This window comes from Psychrobacillus mangrovi (genome assembly GCF_037104765.1).
Lineage (GTDB): Bacteria > Bacillota > Bacilli > Bacillales_A > Planococcaceae > Psychrobacillus > Psychrobacillus mangrovi.
Genome location: NZ_JBAWSY010000009.1, coordinates 10,751 through 23,326, shown reverse-complemented (window position 1 = coordinate 23,326; position 12,576 = coordinate 10,751). Strand labels below are relative to the sequence as shown.

Here is a 12,576-nt window from a genome sequence, read left to right as displayed (position 1 = left end):
CCTTTGACCTACACAACTTCCCATTTTATCATAAATAGGTCATCCCTATCTGTACTTTGATGTAATCTGGATTCAAGCTCCTCAATTAACTCGTCTCTTCTTTCAATCACTTCGTCTTCCACTTGGAAAATCTTTCTACGCATTGTTCTCTTCTTCTTTTCAAGTTCATTTATTTGCACTTGAATCTCATGTTGTTCTTCAGTATTAATCGCCAATCTTGCTTTCCTTGATAAATCTCGAATGTTTCGCTTAATATCATTTAGTTCCTGTTCGGAAGCCAGAACTAAATCGTCTGCCCACTTTTGCAACCTTTCTTGCTCGTCTTTAAAATACTTATTGTTTTGTTCCATCACCATACTAACTGTTGCTTCTGAGTATCTATCCATTTCTCTCAACAACTTGTGACTATGATTTTCCTCTATATTGTTTAATGGAATTGTATTTGCTTGACACTGGAATAGTTTTTCACATTGCTCTTGGTCGAGTATCTCACCATCAAGCGTAAAGCCACTAAATAACAAGTATTCACTTTTCTCAAATGATTCAATCCCCAGCTTAGAAAGAATAAGATAACCACTCTTACCTTTTAGTGATTGTACTAATGAGATTCTCATAGGATTATTGGTAATATCAAACTCCAATTTAGCTGGGGGAGTTGATATCGAAAGAGCTTTATCAATTACGTACTCACCAAGAGGGTGAGATAAACGGTATAAATTGACACCTTCTGCAGTCTTCCTTTGTTTTGATATCATAAAATATTTACCACTTGTTATTCTTTCATTTATAGCTTTATTTAGTTTAAAACTAAACTGGTCGTTATCAAATTTTGCTTCATCCTCTAAAATAGACTTTGTTACATTCCAAAATAGACTTTCAAGTTTATTGAGATGGTTCTTTGTAAATTGAAGATTGAATTTTAATCTATCATGAACATCCAAATCGAAATTTTCTAATAGCTTATCTCTTGTTTTATCCATTCTTTGTTGGATATTATTTTCCATTTCCTGCTGTAGTTGTTGAAAAGCACTTTCAATTTCTTGAGGATTTCTACATGTTTGGTAAATGTCTAAGATTCTTCTTTCAAAATCAACGCCTGATTCAACAGAACCTAATACCTCGTCTGAACTACCTAACACACCTTCAAAAAGACTGAACTTTTCATTTAATAGTTCGTACACTCTTATATCAGCCTGGTTTCGCTGATTGATAAAGTTAATGACAACTACATCGTACTTCTGTCCATAACGATGACAACGTCCAATCCGTTGTTCTATCCTTTGTGGATTCCAGGGTAAGTCATAATTTACAAGAAGAGAACAAAATTGTAAATTAACACCTTCTGAAGCTGATTCTGTTGCAATCATTATTTCGGCTTTATCTTTGAAATATTCGATAAGTGCATTTCTCTTATCTGCTATCTTTGAACCACTAATTCTGGTCGTATTTTGATTTTTTTCCACCCATTGTTTATATATTTCTGTCGACCCTTTATCCGAATTTGTTCCATTGAATAAGACAATTTTATCCTTATACCCATTTGCCTCAAGGAATGTCTTTAAATACTCTTGTGTTCTTTTAGATTCCGTAAAAATTAATGCTTTTTTGTTTGCACCTAATTCATTCATTCTATCGAAACCAATAGTTAATGCTTTTAACAAGGCTTCCGATTTTGTATCAACTTTAATTTCGTTAGCCATTTGGATAAATCTTTCTATTTCAAGAATTTCCTGATTGATTTTTTCAATATCAGGTCCAAACTCTTCTTTTTCTACCATTTCATAATTATCAATATTTTCTTCAAATTCATCTTCACTTTGCTCTAAAGTTTCCAATTCGTCTTCGTCCACTAACTCCTCTAACAGAAGATTAGTAGCTGTAAGTCCATCTCTTATATCAATCAATCTCTTTTTAATAGTCTGTAAGGTCTGTTGGACCGCATTCGTCGAAGAAGCAAGTAATTTCCTTAGAATTAGAGTTGTTAAAACCCTTTGACTTTTAGGTATAGCAAATGTATCTTCCCTTTGTAGGAAATCAGAGATAGCTTTATAAAGAGCTTGTTCTCTGTCGCTTGATGTAAAAGGTTGGGTTAAGGCGTGTCTTTCTGTGTACTTGATATATTCCAACACATCTTTTCTAAGTGTTCTTTTACAAAATCCTTTAAGTCTTTCTTTCAATTCTTCCAAGTGTCCATCATTTATATAGTTAGCTCTAAATGCTTTTAAGTCGCCAAAAATTCGGTCATCGATTATAGTCGATAATCCGTATAGCTCTAACAAGGAATTCTGAAGTGGGGTTGCTGTTAATAAGAGTTTTTTTCTATCTTCAACTGCCCATTTTATCCCTTGTCCAATACGGTTGCTCTTTCGGTAAGCATTTCTTAGTTTATGAGCCTCATCTATTACAGCTAAATCCCAATTAACAGCTTTAATATCATCCTTTCTTCTGTGAGCAAAATTAAAAGATGTAATAATAACGCAAGATTGGTTAAAAGGATTACCGTTTCCTTTTCTAAGCTCCTCATTGTAATTTTTTGTTTCCAAAATAATGCTTGGTAAATTAAACTTCTCTTGAAGCTCCAGACTCCACTGCTTTCTTATTGAAGATGGACATATAACTAATAGCCTTCTTTTTCTCTCTGCCCAATACTGACAAAGCACAAGACCTGCCTCAATCGTCTTACCAAGCCCAACTTCATCTGCTAAAATGACACCTTTAGATAACGGTGATTTAAAGGCAAATAAGGCCGCATCTACTTGGTGAGGATTAATATCTACTGAAGCATTAAATAATGACATAGAGAGCTTCTCTATATCGTTAGATGGAGAACGGTTAATCAATTTATTAGCAAAATATTTTGTATGGTATGCTGTATTCAATTTGAACCCCTCTATTTCATATATAAAATAAAATAAGAAAAACCAACCAAAGGATATTAGTCCCTAATGATTTTCTTGGATGTAACAATGTTCCTTATATTCGATAGTATCATATAGGTTAATATTAATAATTTTCTATTTCAGTAAGAGATATATAAGCAACTGCACTTCCACGCCCAAACTTTCTCAGCACTTGTTCTTCTTTTTTTTGCAATTTTACTAATATTTCAGACGGAACTTCATTACCTTCAAATCTTTTTCTCCCCTTTTCAGTGCCATATTCAATAACCTCCCACTTAGAAGGTTGGAAAGCACAAACAACTTTACCGCCACTTATCCCAGCAACGTATTGAATAAATGGCAATCGACTTTTATTTATCTTCCAATTTCCACGAGTGGCTTCATAGTAATCTTTTCTTTCTTTTAATGCGTTCTGTATTTTCAATAAAAGGATTTCCTCTTTCATCAATGACTCCTCCCACATTATTTCTATAGGTATATTATACAATTCAATTTTCTCAATAAGTAGATTCATTTCTTTTTCCATTACCTTAAATATTGTTTGGTTTCAAAATCCCTTGTATTTGAAAGAACATCTAACTCCCGACAAACTACAATACCATTTTCTCATGAGCATTCTATTTAAAAGCTAAATTTATGAAACAGACACCATTGGGTCCTACTATCATAGCAGGTTGGATATGATACCTTAAATATGATGATATAATATTATTATTGAAAATTTCTAAAAATTGAAAAGGAGATAATAGTATGAACAAATTGTTGGAGAAGATAGAAGTCAATTCAATGAATGGAATGTATCGAATTTATCAATACGCTGATAGGAACGCCTTACCCAAACTTGAGATTTATCATGTAACAGGTGGAATAGAAGCACCTGTAAAGAATATGTATGGAGAATTAAAAAAGTTAAATGACGAGTTCTTATTCAAGATTGAGTACGAGCCAAAAGACCGAACAAAATTAAACACCAGAGAATTTGGCAAAGAATTCATTAAACGATTTAAGGGCAACTAAAAAGGCATTGGATTTCCCAATGCCTTACATTTTTTTCATATCCCTTGTGCATGGTAATCCCACATCTGTTTATTATCCTCATAGAAATAATAAGTGTAATTTGAGAAAGCAATAATCATTTTTTCAAATATATCTACCAATTTCGCGACTGTGTCCTCAACACTTTCAAATGGATGGTACTTTACTGATATACAGTTATCTTTAAAATTGACTACTCCACCGAACCTCTCTTGGACACTCTCTTCTTTTTCCTTAATAGAATTGTATATATTGCTATTGTTATCGCTAAAACGCAACTCTACAAAAGCCATATTTCTTCTGTCACTTAACGATACATAGTAATTGCAATCGCTACGACCTGCTCCAAAACTGAGAATAAGATTTGATAAATTAGCCTTTTCACGATGGAATGTAAGAAAGTAAGAAATTCTACTTCTTAGAGCATCTAAAAGAAATTCGTTAGCTCCTTTTCTTGATTCTAAATCATAACTTTTATCTACTCTTACCAACCTTTTAGCTACAATCGGCTCTACAATACTCTCCTTTTCTAAGTATTGAATAGGATTCAATGTATTTAACAAGTTTAGATTCTCATAAATTTTCAGCTTGTGCATTTGGTTTAGCTTTTGAAGATTATCAAGAATATTTGTATTCAATTTTAAAAAGTAAATGCTTATTGCCTTACCAGACGTTTGTATAACCTGTTTCAGTTCCTCTAAGTGTTTTTGTTGGAAATCAAGTGCTAAATAGACAATAATACCTTTATCCATCATATTAATCAGTTTTAAGACCTTATTTTGGTGAGCCTTATTACTTTTAAGCAATAAACTTTCAACAAATACCTCTGCTCCTAAATTATAATCACATGCGTACATATCAATTTTCATACCTGGATAATGTTTTTCTAACTGAACATTTTCTAAAGTAAGGTTAAGCTCTTTCTCAAGAATTTCCTTGTTTTTAGATAAAAACACACTCAGTAAATACTCTTTTTCGCTCCCTTTAAAACTCATTTCTTCTCAATTCCTTCCTGTTAAAAAAAGAGAACTCTAATAGAGTCCCCCAAATTCCCAAGTCTACTTACTTACCTCTTTAAAATCATCAATCAGCTCCGACAAGTCAAATAACTGCTTAATTTTGTTATCTTCATCCCATCTCATTTCAAGAACAAACTCAATGATTTGGATAAAAGATTCTTTCTCGTCTTTACCCATTAGGTGGTCAGCGTCTATTTTGCATTCATTATACAAAATCAGCTCTGCTACTAACGGAGCTTCATTACTCGTAGTTTCAGACGTTGAAATGTCTAATAACAGTGAAAGTGGAATGCCCAGTGCATTTGCGATTTTTGAGGAGATTGGAATGGATGGTGCTTTTCTATCTCCACGCTCAAGTCGTGAGATGTAACTATTTGACACACCTGTACGCTCAAAAAGCTCCTGTAGGCTTAGACCTTTTTTCTCACGATAGTATTTCAGAGTAGACCCAAAATTATTACTTACCGCTCTGTCACTCCCATGTTTAACCATGTTCATTTCTCCTCCTGTAAAAGCTGTCTAATCATTGGATTAGAGCATCCTGTTTTAATAGGTTTTCAAATAGAAATCCTTTTTTTGTTTGAACATTATATTATAGTTTTTGCAGTTTGAAATATAACTGATAGAACAGGAGTAGTGAATGGTTCGGCAGGTTGACAAAAAAACACCTTACCACAGTTGGGCAAAGTGTCGAATCTATAAAGTCTCTAATTCATTCGTTGATTCAATATTCTTCCAAATACTCATTTTCGGAATAAATTCTTAAAATATCGGACACTGTCACAGAAGCATCATTTTTCAAATAAGAATAACAATATATATCCTTAATCCAGCCCTATTCGATATTTGGCAATCTTAAAAATTCAGCAAGATTGTATAGAAACTCTGGTCCTCTTCTAATTCCTTAGAAGCCTCTTTTTGTTAAGAGGCGAAGAACCTTCTGATTAGCAATTTTTAAAGTTTGGTTCATCATAAGCTCTATCGGAACTTCCATAGCTCGTCTATTTGGGTTTTGACATTTCGCTTTCCTCTTAATTTTTTTCAAAATTAATCATATCCTTTCATTCATCTCCGCTACCTATTTAGTTTCATCTGCTTGCTCATTCCTTTGGCTAATAGGAGCGTTATTATACGCATTAGCAGGTCTTAGCTCTGGACTACCTTTCCATCAGGACCTCAAATATCTCTTCCTTTATTGCCTGGTACTCCTCTTCACTATTCACCTCGCTAAAGCCATATTCATGGATTTTAATGTCCTCATTTAGCCAACCTTTTATACCGTCATCAACATCAGTCACATCTACTTGCTCGAATTTTTTATAAAAATCAGCGTTATACTGTGCTATTTCATTCTTCATATTTCCTACCTCCTGTTACTGTTAGTATTATTTATCACTGTCCAATAAAAACTCGATATTCACACTGTTTTCTATCAGAGTTTCTTTATCAAAATCACACCATTTCTCCTAATAACATTTCATTCCTTCCTCACCTCACTTCTCTCTTTTGAATCAACCAATTAGAACAATTTTGATATAATACGCTCCAAAGAGAGAAACGATTATCATTGAGACGTCACCAATAATTTCTACTAACAAATCTTGTACCTTCATTTTCACTATCATCACCTTCTTTCAATGTTGTTTGAAAACAAACCATATAAAAAACGCTCAGTCTGATGACTAAGCGTTGGTTAGAAATTTTTTATTTGTATAGTGATTACGAAATTTCCTCATAGGAACCCGACCTTTTAAAAGATTCTAATAGTTTATTCCATCTTACTTTGTTTCAATATGAAAATCAATTTCCAGGTATACTTCATGTCAATTCTCACTTTAGATGGTGAGATTAGGATTTCTAATCCCTTATCTTCACCATAATCCCACAGTTTAACAGACGGATAACTTCCTTCTGGTAGGATAAAAATTCGCTCTTCTAAGTGCTGAATTGGGTTAATACTTCCCGAACACCCATGCAAAAAGCAAGCTGTATGAGGATATACAATCCGTCCAGTGTCATTGTAGAAAACAAATTTCATAGTATGAGAACCCTTCTCGTAAATATTAGTTTTTATTCACTTTATAAATATCTGTTTTTATGGCATTACCACATTTCACTTTTGAAGTCTACCACAAACACTACATGTTGTGTCTCATTAACATATGAATGCACAACATATTGTGATAATGGGCGATTAACGATATAATAAGAACAGTGGAGGGCGAATAAATTATCCCTAAAAGTCTGAGGAGGTGGGAAAAAAATGGTGCGAGTAAAAGTGAATAAATCAAAGGTAAACAGTACGGTTAGAAAGTTAAATCGTGAAATGAACCAAAGCATGAAAAGAGAGATGCAAAAACTTGAACGTGAGCTAAAGCGAAAACTAAAATAAAAGGCTCCTATTTGTTTTGCAGAACAAATAAGAGCCAAAAAATAATATATATATCCTAATACTACAACAAATTTATATATGATGATAGACAACTAATGTTCGCCTTCCACGCTAAAATAAATAACTATGAGGTGAAAAGATGGGTAAGAACCAGCATGTAACTCCCCGTTCAAGTGGAGGATACCAAGTTAAAGGTGCAGGAAATTCAAAAGCAACCAAGGTGTTTCGGACGCAATCAGAAGCTATTACATTCGCCACAGGAATTGCCAAAAACCAAAAATCTGAACTGTTCATTCATAATCGAAGTGGACAAATCAGAGAAAGAAACAGCTACGGGAACGACCCTCATCCACCAAGAGGCTAAGCCATATAAATACTTGAAGAGTTTTATTTATCATTTCTATACTTAAAGGGATTTTTATGCACTTTAGACACTCTCTAACAAGTGTTGTAAAATCTAATCATGAGAAGGATTTCACAGCCTTGTTTATTGTCTGTTACTACTTTTTAAAAAAGCAGTAATTTTGATAATTAACAAGGCTTTTTCTTATCCTACTTGGTCTCACTCCTTCTCCCCATCTTTTGGAAGAGAAAAAAGTTTGGACCTCTTATTCCCCAACTTTTGCTCAAACTTGTACAGAATTTTCATGGTCGCAGACAGAATAAACTTTGTCCAAAGGTACTGGATTCGCCCTTTCTTCTCTCCTTCTCCACTGCTTTTTCTCCTGTTTTCCTTCTGCTTTCTTCTGTATCGGGGCATTAAAAAAGACCGAAGATCTACCAGGCTTATTACCTGATATTGATTCGGTCTTGACCATACTTTTTTATTTAAGGACATGATTTTATGTTTAAGGACAATGTTTTTTAGGTGTGTACAAAACAAAGGTTTAAGGGATTAGACATAAAGGACCTTCTTTTTAAATTCTTCACATATTGCCATCAATATCCCTTGAAGTGCGTTCGACTTCTTGCTGTAGTTCTAATAATAATTTTGATTGCTCTGTTTGAAGTTTTTCTTTATCTCTAAGGGAATGAATACGACTATTAATATTATCCAATTCTTTATCATGCACTGCTTTCAACAACTCTGCTCTTTTCTCTTGAGCATTACTTTTAATTTCATTAGCCCAGGTTCTGAAGTTATTTCTAACTTCAGTTCTCGCTTCTAACAACCGTTTTTCATTTGCTCCTTCTTGGTATTCTTCGTAGGTTGCAATTAACGGAGACGCCACCGCAGTCACAACACTCACTTTTGTACCAACTTTTGTTAGTACCTCTCCAGCTTTTCCGAGTTTGTTTACAATTTTCAATGCTTCATAGGGTCGAAACTTTTTACCAAAAAAGTGTCCGACATCTAAAACAAATTTATGTGCTTCACTACCCGATAGTTTCCTCAATCCATTTCCAGCTTTTTCTGCATTTATACACCAACTTTTAAAACCCTTACCTGCCACGCCTAAAAACTTCCCTATATCTCTTATAGATTCAGGAGCTTTTTTAAAATTATTTGTATCCTTTTTGTCTTTAAAATTAACGTTAAAGTCTACATCCGTATTAAATTCGTTTATTAGCTCTTTAAATACAGGAGTATCTTCTAACGCATTTATTTTTTTAATTAAATCGTCTAATTCTTGGTCTACAATATCTTCTATTTTTTCGCCAGCTTCACTGCATACTGTTTCAACTTTTTCTTTTGTAGTCTCGAATTCATAGTTCAATTCACTTGAATTTTTTTCACCAGTAATTTTAGATAGAAACTCGTCAGAAACTATCATGACACTATTGTATAGATTTTGAATTTCACGCTCAATTTTTCTATTTGTATTTTTTCTACTTTCAACAACTAAGAACTTTTTTCTTAATAATAACTCTTGAACTTTCTTTTCTTCTTCATTCGTAGAAATTTCATTTATAATTTTATCTAAATATGTATTTAATACATTTAGAGGAGATAACAGTCTCCCAACAATCCCTTTTTCTTCACTGAAATCATCTAAATTTGCAATTAAATTTTTTATATTGCTTCGTTCTATTAATGCATTACGAAACTTTTCATTATTTGGCTTTAATGCTTCTAAATAACTATTAGCATCAGTAAAAGTCACCTTGAACTCCTCTAAAGTATAGGGTGACAATACTTTTTTAATATCATTTTCCCAATGTGTTTTATTGGCAATAGACTCTAAAGAAGTTTTATTTACTACTAACATCATTTTGGAAGATTTTTGTTGCGTAAAAGCAATATTTTTAAAATCATTTGCAATTAATTCATCAAAACCTTGAGTTGTTACTACATACACCAATAAATCTGCCAAATCCATATACCTGTATGCTAAGTCGGAGTGTTCTTGATAGTCAGTTCCGATTCCAGGGGTATCTACTAATACGATATTATTCCATTTATATTCATTAACTTTATCTGTTGTTATATTTTGTCCTGTTTTTATATTCATATTCTCCGTTAAAGAAGCTATTAATGTTGATTTTCCAGCAGAGTATTGACCTATAAAAGCAATCTCCACATTACCTTTATCTATACTTTTGGAAATATCATTTTTATATTCACTCATTATAAAATTACATTTATCAATGTCAATTCGGTCAATGATATTATTAAAATCCTCTTTTAACTGATCTATTTTTTTTGTGTACTTAATGTATTTTATTTCTTCCATTACCCCGTCTCCTCCACCGTAATGTTTATATCATCAAATAGTCTATTTGTTAATTTTATATTTCTTCCTTTTTTCCCAATTATCCCTCTAACACTATCTTTACTTGCCCTAACAATAACTTGGGGTAAATTGATTTCTAACTCAATATCATCGGTTTTTGCTGGAAATAGTGACCGCCTAAAAAGTTCATTCGGTTCATTTATAAATTCAATATAAATAAGCTTTTCTCCCATTATATTCTCTAACAACCTTCTACTATTATGTTGTTTTAAATTTATATCATCGTGTGTCATGATTTTAGTCATGACCCCCTGCTCCCTTGCAACTTTCAACATTGAACTATCAAATTCTGTTAGGTATGTTTGTTCATAAAGTAATTTAAAAAGATTAACATTTTCTTGTTGTTCTTCTTTTCTAATACGGATTGCTGACTCTTTAAGTAAGTTTAAATATGCAAATAACATGTCTACATTTTTATCCCACTCAATATTTACTTGTTCATACAAAGGGTTAATAATATTTTTCTTAAAGGCACTTCGCAACTGCTTTTTTGTATCATTAGCCATTTTGTTAACTGACCTTTTCATATCGATTTTTAGTTTTGATTTCCTTTTATCAAATTTTTTGCTATCGTTTCCTGAAAAGAAGCCTATGACGCTCATTAAAACTCCTCCAATACCAATTACACCAGAAACCCAACCTGCTGGATTCCAAAAATTAGTTAAGGTAAATAGCCATGTGACATTTAAGGCAGCACCACCCCAACGTGCAACCTTTCCCATCACACCCTTCTTTAATTCGCTAACATCATCGGCAATACTACCAAAATTGAGATTGTTGACTTCAAATGTAATTTGACGTGAAAATTCATTCAAATTTCTCGTTGCTTCTTTTGATAAACTTTGATAAATCTCATTGATTCTGTTATGTATCTTATATGACTCTACTTTTTCATTCCATTTTTTTTCAGCATTTTTATTCCCCGCATAACTATCTACAAAAGCATCCACTTCTGATGATAACTGTGTGAATATTTGAGATACATCACTATCAATTGTACTTAATCCATTTTTTTTAAATTCTTCAAACCAACTTTTTATTGCCTTATGCTTTCCACGAATATATTGAACTCTCGGCTTTATCTCTTTAAAACTGTTCCAATAAACGCTTTCTAAACTTCTCAAATAATAAATATAATCATCCCTAAAACTTAATACTCTTTTTTGTTTGCCTTGATTCACCACTAATTCTCTTAGCATAAATTTAACTTTATTGAGGTTAGAAGCATTATATAACTTCCGTTTCAAATCCTTATCTTCCTCTTTTGTACTTTTAAACGCAGATAACGCATGTATAGGAATAATCTGAAAGTTATTACTTCCTAAGTATTTTTTTGAGTATTCTCTTATTCTTTCAACATTCCCCGCCTGACCACTTAAACTAATAGTATCCTTGTAATTTTCAAGGAAAATTTCCCTGTATAATTCATCGTCAATGTCCATTTTAACATTGAGCAATATAATAATCGGCTTATTCTGAGACCTTAATTGAATTAACTTTTCAAATTCAGTTTCCTGTATGCTGTCATTTGTAACTAAAAACATAATCAAATCCGATTCATCTATGACGCTTTCAGCAATTTTAACATCCTCTTCTCCCTCGTAAGCAGAAATTCCTGGAGTGTCGATAATTCTAAGATTATTCCAGTAGTATTCTCTAACGTCTCTTGTTGTTCGTTGTGAGCCTTTACCAATGCTCTCACCATCTCCGTCAGTCAAGGCTTCCCTTATTGTGCTTTTTCCTGCTTTTGTCCTTCCAAAAAGCGTTACTGTAAACGTACTCAAATTCTTTTTCTTTTTATTTATAGATTCTTCTATATTTTTTATTCCCAGTTTTAAATTATTAGAGATAGTATCGTTTAAACTTTCTAACATGGTCATTAATGATTCGTCTTTCAATTCTGTTAAATCATTTGCGTGATTAATAAAAAGATTCAATTCTTCATTATTTTTTTTCAGCAATTTTTTCAAATCTTTAACTCTACCAGAAACATACGTTGCTTGTTTCTCAGCTACATACTTGCAGTCAGTCAATGCTTGTTTATATTCATCGTAATCAATTTTTCTTTTGTTATTATTATTTACAACCTTAAACATTGATTCCACCTCCAATATAGATATGTATATATCTTCATCAAACTATAATACTATTTTAACTCATATCTATACAGAAAATAATACTTATTAACTAATGTTATTTTAATTGCGGTTTATAACACTTATCCATTTGTCGAGGCAAGCCTGTCATCCTCAATACTTTCTATTCAGGTTATGCCTCACCTCTTAATTCTGACTCTTTCAAGATTAATTCATTTCTTCTGATACGAAAATCCTCAACTGATTTCAAATGTCTGACAAGGTAGTTCTTCGTCATCGGTATTTACTCAATTACTTTAGAAGGTAGTAAAGGTTAAGAAAAGATTGAAAATTCAAAGACACTCAAATACGCACATTTACGGATATTTACGTCTGTTATTTTTTTAAAAATACGAATTG

Annotated in this window: 11 protein-coding genes; 3 read left to right on the top strand and 8 right to left on the bottom strand. The window is 32.5% G+C overall.

Annotated elements, in window-relative coordinates; genetic code table 11:
- Positions 1-8 precede the first annotated feature (8 nt).
- Together WAX74_RS12720 and WAX74_RS12715 are read right to left on the bottom strand one after the other, a co-directional pair.
- Positions 9-2,879: an SNF2-related protein gene (locus WAX74_RS12720; RefSeq protein ID WP_336498047.1), complete on the bottom strand. Its 2,871-nt coding sequence runs from the start codon at positions 2,877-2,879 to the stop codon at positions 9-11.
- 124 nt (positions 2,880-3,003) lie between these two features.
- The gene (locus tag WAX74_RS12715; protein ID WP_336498046.1) at positions 3,004-3,345 is read right to left on the bottom strand and encodes a hypothetical protein; all 342 of its coding nucleotides are present in this window, start codon (positions 3,343-3,345) and stop codon (positions 3,004-3,006) included.
- A 305-nt stretch (positions 3,346-3,650) separates the two neighbouring features.
- Between WAX74_RS12715 and WAX74_RS12710 the strand changes: the two genes are divergently transcribed.
- Entirely contained in the window at positions 3,651-3,917 is a 267-nt protein-coding gene (locus tag WAX74_RS12710) for a hypothetical protein (protein WP_336498045.1), read from the top strand.
- A 35-nt stretch (positions 3,918-3,952) separates the two neighbouring features.
- Here the strand turns inward: WAX74_RS12710 and WAX74_RS12705 are convergent, their stop codons facing one another.
- The 4 genes from WAX74_RS12705 to WAX74_RS12690 form a co-directional block, all read right to left on the bottom strand.
- Positions 3,953-4,930 carry a hypothetical protein gene (locus WAX74_RS12705; protein ID WP_336498044.1) on the bottom strand — a complete coding sequence of 326 codons (978 nt, stop codon included), beginning with the start codon at positions 4,928-4,930 and terminating at the stop codon, positions 3,953-3,955.
- Between the two features lie 63 nt (positions 4,931-4,993).
- A complete protein-coding gene (locus WAX74_RS12700; protein WP_336498043.1) occupies positions 4,994-5,446 on the bottom strand; it encodes a helix-turn-helix domain-containing protein in 453 nt (150 codons plus the stop codon).
- 665 nt (positions 5,447-6,111) lie between these two features.
- Positions 6,112-6,312, bottom strand: a complete 201-nt coding sequence (locus WAX74_RS12695) for a hypothetical protein (RefSeq protein ID WP_336498042.1) — start codon at positions 6,310-6,312, stop codon at positions 6,112-6,114.
- Between the two features lie 410 nt (positions 6,313-6,722).
- Positions 6,723-6,992, bottom strand: coding sequence for a hypothetical protein (locus tag WAX74_RS12690; RefSeq protein WP_336498041.1), 270 nt, complete (start codon positions 6,990-6,992; stop codon positions 6,723-6,725).
- Positions 6,993-7,217: 225 nt separating this feature from the next.
- Here WAX74_RS12690 and WAX74_RS12685 point away from each other — a divergent pair, with 225 nt between their 5' ends.
- Together WAX74_RS12685 and WAX74_RS12680 are read left to right on the top strand one after the other, a co-directional pair.
- Complete coding sequence (locus WAX74_RS12685) at positions 7,218-7,346, top strand: hypothetical protein (RefSeq protein ID WP_336498040.1); 129 nt, start codon at positions 7,218-7,220, stop codon at positions 7,344-7,346.
- 139 nt (positions 7,347-7,485) lie between these two features.
- Positions 7,486-7,710, top strand: a complete 225-nt coding sequence (locus WAX74_RS12680; protein WP_336498039.1) for a DUF2188 domain-containing protein — start codon at positions 7,486-7,488, stop codon at positions 7,708-7,710.
- A gap of 562 nt (positions 7,711-8,272) precedes the next feature.
- On the opposite strand, the gene WAX74_RS12675 is transcribed toward WAX74_RS12680, so the two are convergent.
- Positions 8,273-10,021: a GTPase gene (locus tag WAX74_RS12675; protein ID WP_336498038.1), complete on the bottom strand. Its 1,749-nt coding sequence runs from the start codon at positions 10,019-10,021 to the stop codon at positions 8,273-8,275.
- Complete coding sequence (locus tag WAX74_RS12670) at positions 10,021-12,177, bottom strand: GTPase (RefSeq protein ID WP_336498037.1); 2,157 nt, start codon at positions 12,175-12,177, stop codon at positions 10,021-10,023. The genes WAX74_RS12675 and WAX74_RS12670 overlap by 1 nt, the downstream gene beginning before the upstream one ends.
- Positions 12,178-12,576 lie beyond the last annotated feature (399 nt).